The sequence below is a fragment of the Vibrio sp. 1557 genome (assembly GCF_033340175.1).
GTDB lineage: Bacteria > Pseudomonadota > Gammaproteobacteria > Enterobacterales > Vibrionaceae > Vibrio > Vibrio alginolyticus.
Map to the genome: position 1 here is coordinate 171,178 of NZ_JAWOVZ010000002.1, position 17,768 is coordinate 188,945.

The 17,768-nt window shown below is 44.2% G+C and carries 15 protein-coding genes; 2 read left to right on the forward strand and 13 right to left on the reverse strand.

Going from position 1 to position 17,768, the window contains the following annotated elements:
* The first annotated feature begins 36 nt into the window (after positions 1-36).
* Positions 37-2,319 (forward strand): 5-methyltetrahydropteroyltriglutamate--homocysteine S-methyltransferase, encoded by a 2,283-nt coding sequence (metE, locus tag R7070_RS04000; RefSeq protein ID WP_256900122.1) that lies wholly within the window; start codon positions 37-39, stop codon positions 2,317-2,319.
* A gap of 133 nt (positions 2,320-2,452) precedes the next feature.
* Here metE and R7070_RS04005 read toward each other — a convergent pair whose 3' ends face one another.
* The 8 genes from R7070_RS04005 to R7070_RS04040 all read right to left on the reverse strand — a co-directional run bounded on the left by R7070_RS04005 (position 2,453) and on the right by R7070_RS04040 (position 10,132).
* A complete protein-coding gene (locus R7070_RS04005) occupies positions 2,453-2,845 on the reverse strand; it encodes a GspS/AspS pilotin family protein (RefSeq protein ID WP_005386726.1) in 393 nt (130 codons plus the stop codon).
* A gap of 3 nt (positions 2,846-2,848) precedes the next feature.
* A complete protein-coding gene (locus R7070_RS04010) occupies positions 2,849-3,145 on the reverse strand; it encodes a YciI family protein (protein WP_005386727.1) in 297 nt (98 codons plus the stop codon).
* Positions 3,146-3,260: 115 nt separating this feature from the next.
* Positions 3,261-3,656 carry an acyl-CoA thioester hydrolase YciA gene (gene yciA / locus R7070_RS04015; protein WP_005376768.1) on the reverse strand — a complete coding sequence of 132 codons (396 nt, stop codon included), beginning with the start codon at positions 3,654-3,656 and terminating at the stop codon, positions 3,261-3,263.
* A 225-nt stretch (positions 3,657-3,881) separates the two neighbouring features.
* A complete protein-coding gene (locus R7070_RS04020; RefSeq protein WP_085569781.1) occupies positions 3,882-4,445 on the reverse strand; it encodes a septation protein A in 564 nt (187 codons plus the stop codon).
* Positions 4,446-4,644: 199 nt separating this feature from the next.
* Positions 4,645-4,887 (reverse strand): hypothetical protein, encoded by a 243-nt coding sequence (locus R7070_RS04025; RefSeq protein ID WP_318141098.1) that lies wholly within the window; start codon positions 4,885-4,887, stop codon positions 4,645-4,647.
* Positions 4,888-4,998: 111 nt separating this feature from the next.
* Entirely contained in the window at positions 4,999-7,539 is a 2,541-nt protein-coding gene (locus R7070_RS04030) for a hybrid sensor histidine kinase/response regulator (RefSeq protein WP_005376772.1), read from the reverse strand.
* Positions 7,532-8,716 (reverse strand): acyl-homoserine-lactone synthase, encoded by a 1,185-nt coding sequence (locus R7070_RS04035; RefSeq protein ID WP_206225589.1) that lies wholly within the window; start codon positions 8,714-8,716, stop codon positions 7,532-7,534. The genes R7070_RS04030 and R7070_RS04035 overlap by 8 nt, the downstream gene beginning before the upstream one ends.
* 156 nt (positions 8,717-8,872) lie before the next feature.
* On the reverse strand, positions 8,873-10,132 hold the full coding sequence (locus R7070_RS04040; protein ID WP_005376774.1) for a dicarboxylate/amino acid:cation symporter: 1,260 nt from the start codon (positions 10,130-10,132) through the stop codon (positions 8,873-8,875).
* Positions 10,133-10,675: 543 nt separating this feature from the next.
* Between R7070_RS04040 and R7070_RS04045 the strand changes: the two genes are divergently transcribed.
* Positions 10,676-12,217 (forward strand): long-chain fatty acid--CoA ligase, encoded by a 1,542-nt coding sequence (locus R7070_RS04045; RefSeq protein WP_318141099.1) that lies wholly within the window; start codon positions 10,676-10,678, stop codon positions 12,215-12,217.
* A 126-nt stretch (positions 12,218-12,343) separates the two neighbouring features.
* Here the strand turns inward: R7070_RS04045 and R7070_RS04050 are convergent, their stop codons facing one another.
* The 5 genes from R7070_RS04050 to trpD form a co-directional block, all read right to left on the reverse strand.
* On the reverse strand, positions 12,344-13,039 hold the full coding sequence (locus R7070_RS04050; RefSeq protein ID WP_005376777.1) for a Crp/Fnr family transcriptional regulator: 696 nt from the start codon (positions 13,037-13,039) through the stop codon (positions 12,344-12,346).
* A 196-nt stretch (positions 13,040-13,235) separates the two neighbouring features.
* Entirely contained in the window at positions 13,236-14,042 is an 807-nt protein-coding gene (gene trpA / locus R7070_RS04055) for a tryptophan synthase subunit alpha (protein WP_085569785.1), read from the reverse strand.
* Positions 14,042-15,232 (reverse strand): tryptophan synthase subunit beta, encoded by a 1,191-nt coding sequence (gene trpB / locus R7070_RS04060; protein WP_005376781.1) that lies wholly within the window; start codon positions 15,230-15,232, stop codon positions 14,042-14,044. Before trpB ends, trpA begins: the two co-directional genes overlap by 1 nt.
* Positions 15,233-15,296: 64 nt before the next feature.
* Positions 15,297-16,736, reverse strand: coding sequence for a bifunctional indole-3-glycerol-phosphate synthase TrpC/phosphoribosylanthranilate isomerase TrpF (trpCF, locus tag R7070_RS04065; protein ID WP_115386162.1), 1,440 nt, complete (start codon positions 16,734-16,736; stop codon positions 15,297-15,299).
* A gap of 13 nt (positions 16,737-16,749) precedes the next feature.
* Positions 16,750-17,760, reverse strand: coding sequence for an anthranilate phosphoribosyltransferase (gene trpD, locus R7070_RS04070; RefSeq protein ID WP_115386161.1), 1,011 nt, complete (start codon positions 17,758-17,760; stop codon positions 16,750-16,752).
* Positions 17,761-17,768: the final 8 nt, after the last annotated feature.

The window sequence follows — 17,768 nt, forward strand, 5'->3', positions numbered from 1 at the left end:
AAACAAATTGAACAAAATTGAGAAAGGAATAGGGACATGGCGACAACGACTCACATACTAGGTTATCCACGCATTGGTGAAAAAAGAGAATTAAAATTCGCTCAGGAGAAATACTGGCGAGGAGAAATTGATCAAGCTGAGCTTAAAAAGGTTGGGGCAGATCTACGCGCCAAAAACTGGCAAATACAAACGGATGCTGGTCTGAGTTTTGCCACCGCTGGCGACTTCGCTTGGTACGATCATGTACTGACGACCACGTTGCTATTGGGTCATGTGCCAAAGCGTCACGCTGATGGTTTCCCTAACCTGGATACGTTGTTTAAAGTGGGTCGCGGTCAATCTCAGGCGGGTTGCAGCTGTGCGGGCGCTGCGGCATCGGATATGACCAAATGGTTCAACACAAACTACCATTACATTGTCCCTGAATTCAGCAAGGACGATACGTTTGAAGTGAGCTGGCCGCAACTGTTTGAAGAAGTCAACGAAGCAACCCAAGCTGGGCATAAAGTGAAGCCAGTTTTGCTTGGTCCAGTCAGTTATCTTTACTTAGGTAAAGAGGTAGAAGAAGGGTTCGATCGCCTGACGCTACTGCCACGATTGCTTACGGCTTACCAAGCTATTTTGGCAAAGCTCGCAAGTCAAGGTGTTGAGTGGGTTCAGATTGATGAGCCAATTTTGTCACTGGAGCTAGAAAGCAAATGGGCTGATGCGTTCAAGCTAGCGTACCAAGTGATTCGAAGCGATGTAAAAGTGCTGCTAACGACGTACTTTGACTCTATAAGCGATACGCTAGACAAAATTGTAAAGCTACCAGTGGATGGTTTACATATCGATTTATCTGCCGCGCCTCAGCAGCTTGACGACGTGGTTGCCAAACTACCGGAGGGGTGGGTGCTGTCTGCTGGCGTGGTCAACGGTCGTAACGTGTGGCGCTCGGATTTGAGTGCGCAACTTGAACGTCTACAGCCAGTAAAAGAAAAACTGGGCGACAACCTTTGGGTTGCGAGCTCATGCTCTTTGCTACATAGCCCGGTTGATCTGGAACAGGAAACAGAACTCAGTGAGGAAGTGAAAAGCTGGTTTGCGTTCGCAAAACAAAAAGTAACAGAAGTCGCCTTGCTTGGCCGCGCACTCGATGGTGATCAAGATGCGATTCTCGCTTGTGATACCTACAGCCAGCCAATCAAAGCACGTAAAACGGCAACGCATGTGAATAAGCCACAAGTTCAAGCACGTTTAAACAGTATTACTGCGTCACTTGCCGAGCGCAGCGCACCTTACGCGGAGCGTGCTGCGCATCAAGCTGAAGTATTGGGCTTGCCTTTGTTGCCAACAACGACAATCGGCTCTTTTCCTCAAACGGATGAAATCCGGGTGCAGCGCAGCGCTTATCGTACAGGTCAATTATCTGAGTCTGAATATATCCAAGCACTTAAAGGACATATTGCTGACGCAGTAAAACGTCAAGAGGCGCTCGACCTAGATGTGCTAGTTCATGGTGAAGCAGAGCGTAACGACATGGTGGAATACTTCGCTGAGAACTTGGCGGGTTTTCAAACGACCAAATTTGGTTGGGTACAGAGTTATGGTTCTCGCTGTGTGAAACCTGCCATTGTAGTTGCTGACATTGAACGTGAAAAACCGATCACAGTTGAATGGTCGACGTACGCACAATCGCTAACCAGCAAACAGATGAAAGGCATGTTGACTGGACCAGTAACGATTTTATGTTGGACGTTCCCACGTGAAGACATCACACGTCAAGAAATTGCGCAGCAACTTGCTTTGGCACTACGTGATGAGGTGTCTGACCTGCAAGATGCAGGCATCAATATCATTCAAATTGACGAGCCAGCCATTCGAGAAGGTTTACCACTCAAAAAACGCGATCACAAAGCGTACTTAGAATGGGCCGTAAATGCGTTTAAGGTCTCTGCGGCAAGTGCAAAACCAGAAACTCAGATTCACACTCATATGTGTTACAGCGAGTTCAATGAAATCATTGATTCGGTTGCGGCACTCGATGCGGACGTCATTACCATTGAAACATCTCGCTCAAATATGGAGCTGCTGAAAGCATTTGAAGAGTTCAATTACCCGAACGAAATTGGCCCTGGTGTTTATGACATTCACTCACCAAACATTCCTACGGAAGAATGGATTGAAGGTTTAATCAAGAAAGCGGCAGAAAAAATTCCGGCTCAACGTTTGTGGGTAAACCCAGATTGTGGTCTGAAAACACGAAACTGGAAGGAGACAGAAGCCGCATTGGCAAATCTGGTTTCAGCGGCGAAGAAGCTCCGTGCTGAGCTGGCGTAACACATCGTTGCAGCAAATAAAAACGGAGACTGTGGTCTCCGTTTTTCTATTCTTAATTGTTAACTTTCGTTTTCAGATTATCCAATAATAGCGAATCATCGTCTCATGCCGAAAGCAACAAAAATTACTGTAGCTACTTCACCTGAGTACAAGTCTGTGCGGAAACCAACTCATCTGCCATCAACTGACCGCGAGAATTACGTACCTTAATACGATACATCAAGCCCATATCAATTTGCTTGCGAACTTCTGGGTTGCTGCAGTAGGTATAGATACTGGTATTCAGTACTTGATTTAACGGCTTTGCACCGAGTGCGCCATCGTTATAAATCATCATCATCTCTACAACATTTTTGTTGGATGAGACACGCATTATTTGCAGTGGACCGTACTCTAAAGGGAGGCCCGCAGACAAGACTCCTGCTCGGTTTGATGCCATAAGCTCAAGTTGGCGCTGATTATCATCGGTTGATGAACAGCCAGCCAGAGCACCAAATACCAAGAAAAGACACAGTAATTTTTTCATAAATTAAAACACTTTTTTGAACGGTTTCACGATTACATGATCGTAAACACCAGCCGCTACATAAGGATCGGCTTCTGCCCACGCTTTAGCATCCTCTAGAGAAGCGAATTCAGCGATGACAGTTGAGCCCGTAAATCCAGCTTCACCAGGATTGTCAGAATCTATCGCAGGCATCGGACCAGCTGTAAGAAGGCGGCCTTCGTCTTGTAGCTTTTGTAAGCGATCCAAGTGTTGTGGGCGAACGCTCATGCGTTTTTCCAACGAGTTCTCAACGTCCTGTGAAAAGATGACATACCACATAGCATAGTTCCTTAATTGGTAGGGTAAAGTGTTAATTTAACGCCTTTTTTGTGTCTCTCACAAGTGAACAACAGAAAATGTGAGATCCTTTCTAACTGTTAGCGTTGTAGGTTGACTAATTCTGAACCGGACGCGGTTTACCTTCACTGTCAATGGCTACGTAGTTGAAGGTCGCATCACAAACCATGAAGCGTTCGCCAACACCGTGAGCTTTGACGGGTTTGACCCATACTTCCAAATCGACACTCATGGATGTGCGGCCGATCTTAGTGCATTCGCCGTAGCAGCATACGACATCGCCCACACCAACAGGTTTTTTGAACGTAATGCTTGATACCGAAACGGTGACAACGCGACCACAAGAGATCTCTTTTGCCAGAATCGCGCCTGCTAAGTCGAGCTGTGACATTATCCAACCGCCAAAAATATCGCCATTGGCGTTTGTATCTGCAGGCATTGCAAGGGTACGAAGCAGCATTTGACCTTTCGGAGAGCTAATTTCTTGACTCATTGTGACATCCTAAATCTTAAAGGCGCTCAAACTAAGCGCCAACATAGTAAATACCTAGAACCAAAGGTCCTTAAAAAACCGCAGATACCGGACCAGAGAAAGTTGGTTTACAGCAGCAAGAATGGTCTGAAAACGGTACGTTGTTTGAGCGGTTTACTGATACATGGAGCAAAACAGCGACCCTAAGGTCGCTGTGAAGTCGCGGATTATAGCAAAACTGAGTTTTTAATCATCAGTGGACACATCGGATGAGTTATTTTTTTGTTCTTTTGGCATGTGTTTATAAATGTAAAAGCCAGTCACAATCATGTAGGCAAATGTCGCGATCAACATTCCAAATACTTTGAAGTTAACCCAAACATCCAATGGCAATTCGTAAGCAATATAAATATTTAGGCCAGCGAAGAATGAGAAGAAGCCAACCCAAGCCCAGTTAATCTTTGCCCAAACAGCGTCAGGTAACGTAATTTCCTTGCCTAGCATACCTTTGATGGCTGATTTTCCCAATGCGTGGCTCACTGCTAAGCCAATCGCCAGAATCGCGTAAATGATGGTGACTTTCCACTTTATAAAATTGTCGTCGTGGAAGAAAAGGGTCATGCCACCGAAGATAGTGACGATAACAAATGTTATTAGTTGCATCTTTTCGACTTTCTTATACAGCGCGTAGGTGACGACAAGTTGAATGGCTGTTGCTACGATCAGTGCACCTGTCGCCACGTAGATGTCGTACAGCTTGTATAAAGCGAAGAAAACGATGAGTGGTATAAAGTCTAGGATCTGCTTCATGATGGCAAAATCTACCTAATTATTGAATTGAAGACAGTCTAACGGAATCTGACAAGATGTGAATACTGAGGAAGTTAAGGTAAGAATAGTAACGCTTAGTATATCGTACAGCCCGCAAGCTTCTTCCACGTCGAAACAGCAAATGGAAGGAATAAAAATTGCCGCGATGAGGCGGCAATAAAGTTGAGAGTTTTAAACCTTAAGCCACACGTTGATATTGGGAAATAAGCGTTTTTACATCTTCTAAATAGCCTTCCCGCAGTAAGTTATCGACCGTTGCTTCTAGCTTTTCGAGAGACATCGTGAAGCAAGTGGATTTACCAGTCATCAGGGTCAGATATTGATGATACTCTTCTTCTGTATAGTGGCCTAAGCGATCAAGTAACAGTGTTTTGATTCCATGATGAATCAGGCCGTAGTATGTATGTCGATGAAGTAACATGGCGATCTCCTTATCAAGCTCATACGCTACTCTTTTGTAGCCTGCTTGACCTTCTGGATAATTCGATTTACTCCAATAATGCACATCTAGTGCCAATTCTATATTTGCAGATTAAAAAGTGTTGGAAGGTGCAAAATTCTCGTTCTGTAGCCATCTTTGGATGACGACTTGAAGTGCATTTAACGTGGTGGGCTTTTCGAGTCTGTCATCCATGAGTTTCGAAATTAGCTCCAACTCTCTAGCTCCAGACTCACCAGATAAGGCAATGATTGGAACGGAGGATGTGATTTGCTTAATCCGTTGGCTTGCGTCAAATCCATTCATTACCGGCATTTGGACATCCATAAGAACGAGATCAATCTTGTGAGAGTGGAATAGTTCTACCGCAGAGGCTCCATTATTTGCTTGTAAGCTGTTGACTCCCAATCTTTTTAAATACATCTGTACCAAGGTGCGTTGCACCTCTTTGTCATCAACAATGAGCACTGTTGGTGCATCTTTACATACTTGTACGTGTTGAGCTGAATGATTTTCAGAATGTGATGGAGTTGCTTTCCAGCTATCAAAGTCCGGTGCTCTTAATGTCTCTGGTTTTGGTGCGTTTGGTACGACTGGGAAATACAAGTAGAATTCTGTGAACTCGTTCAATTCAGACTGGCACTCTATTCGTCCTCCGAAGGAGCGCATAACACGTTGGCAATAGCCCAAACCTAAGCCACTGCCTCCGCTTTTTTGATACGAGAAAAAGTCATCAAATATCTTGTGTAAGATACTGCTATCTATACCTGGCCCACTATCTCGGAAGATCAGAATGTTTTCGTAAGCCCCCGTCTGGGTACGAATCTCAATTTGACTGTCGGGATAAGAATCAAAATAGTAGATAGCGTTACGAATCAAATTGAAAATGACAAAGTTAAACAGGGTCTCATTTAACTTCGCGACAAAATCGTGTGCCTGTGGCAGGTTAATTCTCTCTATTATTTGATCGTTTTCAAAACCATAACGGCTTACTGCTTGGTCGATGGCTTTATGTATGGAAGTGAGAGCTAAAGGCTCATGCTCTGGTGAACTGTCGCTAACTTCTCGTAAAATAATATCGATAAGTTGTCGACCGCGTTGTATAGCGGCTTCACCTTTATCAATTTCTCTTTTTAGCGTATCCAGTGAGGCGTTTGACTCTATATGTTGTTTTAAAGCTTCAAATTGTAATTGTACTTGAGCGAGAGGGTTACGCATTTCATGTGCAATGGAGTTAGCCAGCGCACGGCTTTGGCGTACCTTTCTATCGGCTTCAATGGTGCTCTGGATGCGAACTAATAACGTTTGCAGAGCTGAGATTTCTTCATTAGAAAACAGCTTATTATCTATTTTATGTGAAGAAATTAGTAAGTGAGTAACAGACTTTCCACGACCGAAGAGAGGCATAACGAGCGCAGTATTGCTTGAGCGCATGCGCTCGTAGAGCTTTCTCATCGACCCTTTAGAAGAGGAGGCATAATCAATTTCTTCAGACAACTCATCAAGCACGAGAACTGACTTGCTTGACGGCAGGTACTCTTCGTAAAACGTTTCTGTGTAATTGCTAGTGACTAGCTGCAGCTTGTTGTTTGGTATGTTAAGTAACGATGCCAACTGATGCATAGCATCATCTATTGAGCGTTTAAACTCTTCCTCTAACCCAAGGATTTGCTGAACGGGAGTGTGTCGTTTCCCATAAATAAAATACGAAGCGTAACGACTGACTCGCTTAAAAAGCAAGTGCCAAGTGATACCGATAAGCGCACATAAAGGTACCGCAACAAGCCATTGGTTATCTTCAGAGATAGGAATAAATATCGCCCCTAGCGGCAGAACAAAAATGGCGCAGACTAAGAGCGCGCTTACCGTTAAGTACGTGAGATATTTAGCGCTGTAGAAGCGAGAGGTAAGTAGGGCATAGCCCACAAACAACATTTCGCTGATTGAAAGTGCTGGTGGTAACCAAGTTAGGGAGAAGTCGCCAAGGAAATACGTCATTCCAAGGTGTATCACTGCCGTAGATAACATGAATACCAAAATGCCAGCGATCATATAGTTGCTTTTTGCTAGCGTGAGTTTGCTGCTGTTCGCGCGCATGGCAATCAAGTTAAGCAGCGTTAGTACCACGAAAGCTAGCAAACTAATGAAAAAATATGAGGTATGTGGGCCAAATTCAATGACGAACTGGCTTGGACCACTAATGGTGACATTTTCGACAGTAAGATTCGGCACTAAGTTGATGTACAGTGAATACGTTGCTAGTGTGACAAAGACGACTTTTTGCCAGACTTTGACCGCTGTTTTTTTAACATCTGCGGTTAACTGGCAAGAAAAATAGAATGCAAACGCAAAGGCGAAAAAAGACGCTAAGTTCGCTAACTTAGCCATAAAAATGCCACCAACAGAGCCTAATTCTGGCAATAAATCGGTATGGAAATAGGCGTTGCTGCTTATCCAAACAATGATACAGCTGGAATAAGCGATGTAAGGCGCGTGATGCGAGCCTAAGATTGATTCACTCTTCTGTTTTAGGCGATAGCAGTAATACAGTAGCCAAGCGAATACTATTAGTACAGTCGCGTACAATGCCATTGCTTTTGGGTAAAAGAGACCGTGCAAATGAACATCAAGCATGCTCATTCACCTTTTTATCCATTCTTTTTGTTCGTACGCAATGTTTGTAGTCGCGAAATTGTATGTCTTGAAATGCTTCAACCATCATACCTAAATTCCAGAAACCGCGGTATGTCTTGGTACCGTCACCGTTAATGTCGCGGTATCCTGAGTGAAAGTAGGCACTTAAATCAATAGATTGATAGAAATTTAACATAAACACTTGCTCAATAATGGTAAAGCCGAGCTTATAGCCTGCTTTATAGAGCTCGCTCATCATAGTTTTTTGCGCCAGATACAAAAAATACAGCTTTTGTTGAATGTTGCCTCCCACCGTAAGACGCAGTACTTCGCAAACCGCTTCAGTGTTCTTTACATGAGATTGAAACTGAGCATCAAACCCAACAAGAGTGTGCTCAGGAGTTAGAGCACGACACTCCAAAATACCCAGTTGATTGAGAACACTGTACCCATGATTAGGAAAGCAAAACTGCCATTGTTCGTTACTAAACTGTGGTGAGTAACTGAGCCAGTTATTTCGTTGATGCCAGCTTTGCACTAAAGCGGAGGAGACCAAGATTGGTGAAGATGACGATTTGAGCAAGAGCGCAAAGTGCTGCCCTTTTTGCGAGAGTGATAAAAGAGGCAAGATTTCAAACCATTGTTCAGTTTGGACGAAAAGCTCAAGATTACTCAGTGTGATCGCTTCGGAAATCGGCATTAACGCTGCATGATTTGGCAGCATTACCTCAAGATCGCAATCTGCGATATCTTCAATTAACACGCTAGTATAGCTGTGGTCGTCAAACGGAAGCGGAGTAGGAATCGCAGCTTCGTTTGAAGGATATTTTTGCTTGATTGCTTCGATCTCGCATTGATACCAGAAAACCATCCAATGCGGGTAACAATCTGCGGCAAGTTGTTCAAGTAAACGAATCTCTTTGGAGAAACCTGTCGGATACTGTTGCACTAAATCTCGATAATCCATTAACTCAAATAGTGCAGAAAGACTTTTTGATGCGTGTTTAGGAAAGAGAGATTTAAGCAGTTTTATTCGATACAGAGCAACCTGTTGAAAAAGAGCATCTCGTTTTTGTTTCGTTAGGGTAAGAATAACTGAGTCAACCAGTGCCTGCTGCTTTGATTCGATCGGCAAATTTGTTTTGGTGAGATATTCCAAAGATTGCTCAAGACTCATGATATAACCTAGCTCTAACGTTTTGTTATATTTTGTAATGGTTTATATCATTTTGAAAAATTTATGCCATCGGTTTCTATTTGTATAGTTACGTAATGCAAGAAAAGACAAAAAAACCGCTCATTATGAGCGGTTTTTGGTCTATTCAAGAAAGGGTTAGGCTTCTTGCTTTTTTAGCTCAGCTTCTGCCGTTTCTTCTTCAATTAGCGCATCAACGATAACTGCACATGCAGCATCACCTGTGATGTTCAGTGCTGTACGAATCATATCGAAAATACGGTCAAGAGCGAATAGCAGCGGTAGACCTTCAATTGGAATGCCAGCGGCAAGAAGCACGGCAACCACTAGGAAAGAAGGGCCAGGAACACCCGCTTGACCAACCGCACCCAATGTAGACGTTACGATAATTGCAATGTAAGCGCCCATGCCTAGATCGATATTGAACAGTTGAGCAAAGAAGATAGCAACCAAGCCATAGTAAATCGCATTACCTGACATGTTGATCGTTGCGCCTAGAGGCAGAACAAATGATGCAGTTGAATTTTTTACGCCCAGCTCTTTTTCACAGGTGTCCATTGTGACAGGCAGTGTTGCCATAGAAGACGCTGTTGAAAGCGCAACTGCTTGCGGTTTCTTCATTGAAGACAGGAATTTCTTCGCAGATGTCTTCGTGAAAACATGCACCATTGCTGGGTAAACAACGAAACCGAAGATTAGGATGGCGGCAACGTAAACAACGAACAGTTTAAACACCACCATTAGCGCACCAAAACCGAACGTACCGACGGCTTCTGCCATCAGACCAAATACACCGATAGGTGCAATGATCATTACTTTATTGATCATCCAAACCATTGCGTCAACGATGCAGTTAACACCATTGATGATTGGTTCACGACGTTCTTTTGCTTGCTTAGAAATCGCAATACCAAAGAACATACAGAAAACGAGTATCTGTAGGATGTTTGCTTCATTTAGTGATTGGAAAACGTTGGTTGGGATCATACCAGTGATGGTTGCCCAGAAAGTAGGTAGTTCACCTTTTGAAGCGTATTCTGCTGAGAACATGCCTTCAACGCCAGAGACGTCGATACCCATGCCTGGTTGGAATACTTCACCCATAAATAGTGCAAGCGCAACGGCTAGAGCGGATGTTAAACCAAAATAACCTAGAGTGACGATGCCAACTTTACCTGCTGACTGGCTGTTCCCAAGACCAGCGGCGCCAGAAATCAAGGCTACAGCGACCAAAGGAATAACCAACATTTTGATTAAGTTGATAAAGATAGCACCTAAAGGAGCGAACACTGTCGCATCATGACCCATCATGGCACCAACGGCTGTGCCCACGATCATGGCGATTACGACTTGTACGCCAATGTTGTTTAGCAAACTCTTTTCTTTTAACACTTCCATAACCTCTGTGCTAATAAAATGTAAAATCCTAAAATTACCCACTAACCATAAATGGATTTACGGATAATTATCTCGCCTTGCTTTTTACACTTATCGTTTACAATTGGCAATATGCAGCAAGGTATTATTGATGGATTAATCGATATTTTATTGACGAACGATAAAGTTTTGTTCAATAGCAAACGTTTGCTATTGATTTTTCTTATAAGGGTCGCGCTTAGGATTGTTCAAGTTTATTTTTCTTTATTTGTTTTCTTTTTGTTAATTTTAACCGCTTTTGTATTTGCTATTGCAGTCAGAGTTTTTAGTGACTTGGGTTGATATTTATAACAATTCATCTCTTTCAAGCTCACACTTTTATTAATTTGCCTTCTGAAATGTTAATTGCTTTACATTCTTGGCTCTAATTGCGTTGTAAACATAATGTTAAATTGTAATGACTGGTGAGACTCAAATGCTGACGATCCAGTGTTAGAGATAACTTGCTTAGTTAATGCTCCTGAGCTGATTAGACGAGAAAGACAAGTAAGAGGTGAAGAGACTATGATGAATCTTGCTGCTGCGTTACAAAGAAATGCTGCGAGTAAACCAGATAAAACGGCGTTGATATGTGGCACTGAAAAGATAAATTATGCGCAGTTTAATGCGATCGCCGGCAAGATCGCAGCGTCTTTAATCAATAAAGGCGTAAAGCCAGGTGACCGCGTTGCGATTTCATGCCCAAACATTCCTTTTTTCGCGTTTGTTTATTATGCAATACAAAAAGCTGGCGCGGTTGCAGTCCCATTAAATGTGCTTTTGAAAGCGCGAGAAATTAAGTATCACTTAGAAGATTCAAAAGCGAAGTTTTATTTCTGCTTTGAAGGGACGAAAGAACTGCCAATGGCAAAAGAGGGTGTCAAAGCCTTTGAACAAGTCGATACATGCGAAGGCATAGTCGTACTGACTCAATCTCAAGATCAAAGCTATTGGAATGGTGTAATAACTCTCAATGCGTTTATAGCCGATGTCCAACCGTTGCCGGATTATATACCGCGTAATGCGGATGATACTTGTGTGATTTTGTATACATCAGGGACGACAGGCTTACCAAAAGGCGCTGAGCTGACTCAGCAGAACATCATAATGAACGCTCTGGTGGCACAAAACATTATGGGCAGCCAAGCCGATGATATTCACTTAGTAACTTTGCCTTTATTTCATACATTTGGTCAAACCGTCCACTTAAATGCTAGTGTTTTGGGCGGGGCAACATTGGTGTTAGTGCCTAGGTTTGAGCCTAAACATGTTCTTGAGCTGGTGGAAAAACATAGGGTGACGATATTTGCTGGTGTGCCAACGATGTACATCGGTCTGCTTCATGTGCAGCATCAATTTGATACCTCGTCATTGCGTGTTGCAGTAAGCGGTGGTGCGTCATTGCCAACCGAAATCTTTCGAACCTTTGAAGAAACATTTAATGTGCCGATCTTAGAAGGATACGGGTTGTCGGAGACAAGTCCTATTGCATGTTTTAATCATTTGGATCAGGAGCGCATACCAGGCTCGGTAGGTCAACCGGTTCAAGGTGTCGAAGTAAAAGTTATCGATATTGAAGGTAATGCACTACCGATAGGCGAAGAAGGAGAGATTGTTGTGCGTGGTCATAATGTTATGAAGGGATATCTTGACCGCCCAGAAGTTACTGAATCTGCGCTACAAAATGGTTGGTTCCATACTGGTGATGTGGGCCGCTTTGACAGTTCAGGTAATTTATTTATTGTCGATAGAATGAAAGATCTGATCATTCGAGGTGGATTTAATGTTTATCCCAGAGAAATTGAAGAAGTTTTCATGACTCATCCTGCAGTTTCAATGGTAGCGGTGATAGGGATTCCAAATGAAGAGTATGGCGAAGAGATAAAAGCTTACGTTGTACTTAAACCAAAAGAATATATTGACGCCGATTCATTACAAAAGTGGGGTAAAGAGCAATTAGCCTCGTTTAAATATCCTCGTTATGTCGAAATTCGTGAACACCTCCCGATGAGTGCGACAAGAAAGATTTTGAAACGTGAGTTGAAATCTGAATTGAATATAGCTTAGTCAATTCAATGGTTTTTGTGTCACAGCGCCACTTGCCTAAGCGCAAATGGTGTTGTGCTCTTAACCAATTAGATGCATAAGCTTTTTAGCTGTCGTTAGACAATACTTACCGTTTGTTGAATGGATCTATTGCTCGAGTTCTTTAAAGTATTCTTCTAAGCGTTTCGGATTGGTAATGGTTACTGAGCCATAGTTTAGCTCTAGCATCCCGATACTTTCTAATCGTTTTAGTATCTTGTGTACGCTCTGACGAGTTAGCCCCATCATGTTAGCGATATGTTCTCTTGTTACCCTGACAACGCATGGTCGAGTATCGATCGCTTGATTAAGTTGGTATTCTGCAAGCAGCAGTAACCTTTTGGCGACTCGTTCTTCAATTCCTCTAATCGCGTCATCTTCGATAACAGAAATAGCAGACCACAAGCGGCGGCTAAGTAAGTCGAGTATAGTGGGGTAACTTTGAGGGTATTTGGCGAGTAATTGGCGAAATTTATCTCCAGGAAGCTCCATTACAGTCACGTCAGAATGCGCGGTCGCACCAAAAATACGAGGCATACCGGGAGAAAAAACATTGTCTCCAAACCAGCCACCAGCTTCGAAAATCATCAGTGTGACTTCTTTGCCTTTTGAACTAATTGAGTTCACTCTCACTGCACCTTGAGCTATGACCATAAGAGAAGATTGAAGCGCACCTTTATTGCAAATCAGTGCTTTTTCGTCGAAGCAGCGAACCTTAGTCATTTGCGCTGCTTCACTAAGCCCTTTATCTGGCAGCCCTGATAGTACAGGACATTTGGCTAGCAGTGTTTTGACTTCTTCCATGTAGCAACCTTACTGCACATTGCTTTATTGAGTTAGTTAAGTTACCCAAGCTTAACACTCTTTGAGTGCTCTGCTTGAGATAGATTTGGAAAGTGCGGGCGTTGAACAAAAAATGACGTGGTATAAACACGATAGTAAGAAAACGCCCACTAAACATAATGTTAAGCGGACGTTGTTGTGTCATATCAAACTGAAATTATTTTTGAGTGGCAGCTTTCATTGCAGAAACGAATTCACTTAGCTTGTCGAGCATAATTTGTGGCTGCTCAACGTTCGCTTCAATGATTTTTACCACGGCTGAACCAGAAATTGCACCAGCGGCACCAGATTCTAGTGCTTGTTTCACCTGTGCAGGCTCAGAGATGCCAAAACCAAGTAGCGCTGGTGGTGCATCAAATTGGTTCAGTCTATCGAGCATATGACCTACAGGCATGTTTGCTTTGGTTTCTGCGCCAGTAACACCTGCACGAGAGAGTAGGTAAGTGTAGCCGCCACCTAACTCTGATACTTGCTTCAGTGTTTCATCACTTGCCGTTGGTGGTGCGATGAAGATTGGGTGAATACCAAACTTTTCTGCAGCAGCAACAAATTCGGCACTTTCATTAGTTGGTACATCTGCAATCAAAACAGAATCGATACCTGCTTTTGCACAACGCTCATAGAAGTTCTCGATACCACGAGAGTAAACAAGGTTCGCGTACATCAGAAGACCAATAGGTAACTCTGGGTATTTAGCTCGGATCTTACCAATTTGCTCAAAGCAGATATCTGGTGTTGCACCTGAGTCTAACGCGCGAATGTTAGCGCCTTGGATGGTTGGGCCATCGGCTAGCGGATCTGAGAATGGAATACCAAGTTCAAGGGCATCTGCGCCAGACTCAACCAGTGTTTCCATGATTTTGTAAGACTGCTCTGCGTTTGGATCGCAAACCGTTACGAACGGTACAAATGCGCCTTGGTTCGTTTCGTTTAGGCGCGCAAACATCTTCTCATAACGGCTCATTAGATCGCTCCTTTTTCTTCTAGGATGGCATGTACAGTGAAGATATCTTTATCACCACGACCAGATAGGTTAACAACCAGCAATTGCTCTTTTTCTGGATTCTCACGTGCCATACGTAGTGCGTGTGCCACGGCGTGAGAAGATTCAAGTGCAGGGATGATGCCTTCATGACGTGCAATCTCTTGGAATGCTTCTAGCGCTTCATCGTCTGTCACGTTGTCGTATTCAGCACGGCCAATTGCGTTTAGATGGGCGTGTTGTGGACCAACTGAAGGGAAATCAAGGCCAGCAGATACCGAGTAAGACTCTTCTACTTGACCGTTTGGATCTTGCATCAATGGCGCTTTCATACCGAAGAAGATGCCTGTTTTACCATGCTTAAGTGGTGCACCGTGCTGGTCAGTATCGATACCTTTACCTGCTGGCTCAACACCAATTAGGCGAACACTTTCTTCTTCGATGAAGTCAGCAAACATACCAATCGCGTTTGAGCCACCGCCCACACATGCGATAACCGCATCAGGAAGACGACCTTCACGTGCCAAAATCTGATTCTTCGTTTCTTCACCGATCATGCGTTGGAAGTCACGCACGATCGTTGGGAATGGGTGAGGACCTGCCGCTGTACCTAGTAGGTAGTGCGCGTCTTCATAAGTTGCAGACCAGTCGCGCAGCGCTTCGTTACATGCATCTTTAAGTGTCGCTGAACCCGAGTGGACAGGAATAACTTCTGCGCCCATTAGCTTCATACGGAATACGTTCGGGCTTTGACGCTCAACGTCTTTTGCACCCATGTAAACGCGACACTTAAGGCCAAGTAGTGCACACGCTAGTGCGGTTGCAACACCGTGTTGGCCTGCGCCTGTTTCTGCGATGATTTCGTTTTTACCCATGCGTTTCGCAAGCAGAGCTTGACCTAACACTTGGTTGGTCTTGTGCGCGCCACCGTGAAGTAGGTCTTCACGTTTTAGGTACAGTTTGGTTTTCGTACCTTTGGTTAGGTTACGAGTTAGAGTCAAAGCCGTTGGACGGCCCGCATACTCTTGAAGAAGCGTCATGAACTCACTGCGGAATTCTGGATCTTCTTGCGCGTCGATAAACGCTTGCTCTAGTTGCTCCAGTGCTGGAACTAGAATTTGCGGAACGTACTGACCGCCGTATTCGCCAAAGTAGGCATTCAGTTTTGCCATCGTTATATTCCTTCTCGTATTTTTCGCTACGAATAGCTTTAAATTTTTTAGCTGATATCCAGCTTTAGTAGTTGCGAATAGCGGTGAATGCCGCGAGCAACTTCTGTGAATCTTTTTTGCCTGGTGCGCTTTCTACACCAGAGTTTAAATCTAATCCCAAGCAACCTAGTGTCGCTGCTTGTTGAGCATTTTCTGGCGACAGTCCGCCCGCTAGCATAATTTGACTTGGGTCGCCGATCAGTGACCAGTCGAACACTTGGCCGGTACCGCCGGTTTGAGTGCCAACTTGCGCATCTAATAGATGGCGGTCAATGTTGTCTGCTAGCAGTTCTGGCTTGGCATCAGTCACGCCGTAAGCTTTCCAAATTTCTACTGCTGCTGGCAGTTCGGCTTTGAGTTGGTTTACGTAAGCTTGGTCTTCTTGACCGTGCAGTTGCACCGCTTTTAAACCCAAAGAGGTCACGACAGAAGCAACAAAATCGATATCGTGATTTTGGAAAACGCCTACATAATTCAGAGGAGCACCGCTCATGGTTAAGCGAGCACCTTCAAGGTCAACCGCACGCTTCGACTTCTCGACAAAAATCAGGCCACCAAATACCGCACCAGCTTGATACGCTTTCGCTGCGTCATCTGGATGAGTAAGACCACAGACTTTGTTTTCACCCAGCGTCACTTTACGTACTGCAAGTTCAAGGTTGTCTTCCGCCATCAGCGAACTACCAATCAAGAAGCCGTCTGCGAATTCTGCTAAATCACGAACTTGTTGATGGGTATAAATGCCAGATTCTGAGATTACTGTTGCGTTAGGAGCCAGTTCGCGAATAGTCGGTGCCAGTTCTTTTGTACGATTCAAATCAGTACTTAGGTCGCGAAGGTTACGGTTATTGATGCCGATAACGCGTGCGCCCAGCTTAACGGCACGATGAAGCTCTTCTTCGTTGCTGACTTCGGTCAAGATACCCATGTTCAGGCTGTGTGCTGCTTCCTCTAGCGCTTTGTACTCTTCGTCATTCAGGACAGAAAGCATCAGTAGCACGGCATCAGCACTGTAATGACGTGCTAGGTAAACTTGGTAGCTATCTACCATGAAGTCTTTGCACAGAACGGGTTGTTTGACTTGACCACGTACTTGAGGAAGAAAATCAAAGTTACCTTGGAAGTACTTCTCGTCTGTTAGGACTGAAATTGCATCTGCGTGGTTGTTGTAAACCGATGCAATGTAATCCAAGTCGAAGTGATCACGAATCAAACCTTTAGAAGGAGATGCCTTCTTACATTCGGTGATGAAGGCCGTCTTTTCGCCACTCAGAGCATCATAGAAGCTGCGGTCCGATGGCTGCAAATCAGACTGAAATGTGCTTAGCGGTTGAGACACCTTACGGTCTGCTACCCACTGATATTTGTCGCGGACAATTTTCGCCAGTACTTCTGCCATTTCTGCTTCTTTCTTAGAAACGTGTTCAGACAGGTTGTCAGCTTGCTGAGTGTTGAAGTCAGTCATCTTCTTCAATTCCTTAAGCGTGTGCGGCAAGTTGTTGTACCAATTGGTACGCCTTGCCTGAATTCATTGCCTCAATCGCTTGTTGCGTGTTGGCTTTTAAATCTTCGTGGCCGAATAGACGCATTAGCAGAGCAACGTTTACTGCCACTGCACCCAACTGTGCGTCTGTACCTTTACCCGTCAGAATATTGGTAATGATCGCTTTGTTTTCTTCAGGATCGCCACCTTTGATTGCTTCTAGTGGGTGCGCTTCTAGACCGAAGTCTGCAGGCGTTAATTTGTATTCTGTGATCTTACCGTCTTTGATTTCGGCAACGGTTGTTTCACCGTGAATTGCTACTTCGTCCAAACCACTGCCGTGTACTACAGCGGCGCGCTTCATACCCATTTGTAGCATGGTTTCTGCGATAGGACGAACCAGTTCTTCACTGTAAACGCCCATCAATTCGATGTTAGGACGAGCAGGGTTAATCAGTGGGCCAAGAATGTTAAAGATGGTGCGTGTTTTCATGGTTTGACGCACTGGCATCGCATGGCGCACACCACCGTGGTATTGAGGTGCAAATAGGAAAGCAACACCGATATCGTCTACCGCTTTGCGCGTATCTTCTGCGCTCATAGCTAGGTTGATACCAAATGAATCAAGAAGGTCAGAAGAACCCGATTTGCTTGAAACGCTGCGGTTACCGTGTTTCGCTACTTTTAGACCACATGCTGCAGCAACAAACGCCGCAGTGGTTGAAATGTTGATGGTGTTGTGACCGTCGCCGCCAGTACCTACGATATCCGCGAAATCATAATCTGGACGAGGGAATGGGTTTGCGTTTGCCAGCAGTGCTTTTGCAGCGCCTGCAATTTCGTCTGGCGTTTCGCCTTTGATTTTTAGTGAAGTCAGCGCTGACGCCATCAAAATTGGATCTAGTTCACCACGGATAATAATGTCGAATAGCTGTTGGCTCTCTTCCTGAGTAAGCGATTCTTGCTCGTACAGTTTGGTAATAATAGGGTTGATGATTGCTTCCATATTTCCTC

Excerpts from the sequence above, each read along its gene's own strand:
- metE (WP_256900122.1), top strand. The coding sequence starts at position 37 with ATGGCGACAACGACTCACATACTAGGTTATCCACGCATTGGTGAAAAA.
- R7070_RS04005 (WP_005386726.1), bottom strand. The coding sequence starts at position 2,845 with ATGAAAAAATTACTGTGTCTTTTCTTGGTATTTGGTGCTCTGGCTGGC.
- R7070_RS04010 (WP_005386727.1), bottom strand. The coding sequence starts at position 3,145 with ATGTGGTATGTCATCTTTTCACAGGACGTTGAGAACTCGTTGGAAAAA.
- yciA (WP_005376768.1), bottom strand. The coding sequence starts at position 3,656 with ATGAGTCAAGAAATTAGCTCTCCGAAAGGTCAAATGCTGCTTCGTACC.
- R7070_RS04020 (WP_085569781.1), bottom strand. The coding sequence starts at position 4,445 with ATGAAGCAGATCCTAGACTTTATACCACTCATCGTTTTCTTCGCTTTA.
- R7070_RS04025 (WP_318141098.1), bottom strand. The coding sequence starts at position 4,887 with ATGTTACTTCATCGACATACATACTACGGCCTGATTCATCATGGAATC.
- R7070_RS04030 (WP_005376772.1), bottom strand. The coding sequence starts at position 7,539 with ATGCTTGATGTTCATTTGCACGGTCTCTTTTACCCAAAAGCAATGGCA.
- R7070_RS04035 (WP_206225589.1), bottom strand. The coding sequence starts at position 8,716 with ATGAGTCTTGAGCAATCTTTGGAATATCTCACCAAAACAAATTTGCCG.
- R7070_RS04040 (WP_005376774.1), bottom strand. The coding sequence starts at position 10,132 with ATGGAAGTGTTAAAAGAAAAGAGTTTGCTAAACAACATTGGCGTACAA.
- R7070_RS04045 (WP_318141099.1), top strand. The coding sequence starts at position 10,676 with ATGATGAATCTTGCTGCTGCGTTACAAAGAAATGCTGCGAGTAAACCA.
- R7070_RS04050 (WP_005376777.1), bottom strand. The coding sequence starts at position 13,039 with ATGGAAGAAGTCAAAACACTGCTAGCCAAATGTCCTGTACTATCAGGG.
- trpA (WP_085569785.1), bottom strand. The coding sequence starts at position 14,042 with ATGAGCCGTTATGAGAAGATGTTTGCGCGCCTAAACGAAACGAACCAA.
- trpB (WP_005376781.1), bottom strand. The coding sequence starts at position 15,232 with ATGGCAAAACTGAATGCCTACTTTGGCGAATACGGCGGTCAGTACGTT.
- trpCF (WP_115386162.1), bottom strand. The coding sequence starts at position 16,736 with ATGACTGACTTCAACACTCAGCAAGCTGACAACCTGTCTGAACACGTT.
- trpD (WP_115386161.1), bottom strand. The coding sequence starts at position 17,760 with ATGGAAGCAATCATCAACCCTATTATTACCAAACTGTACGAGCAAGAA.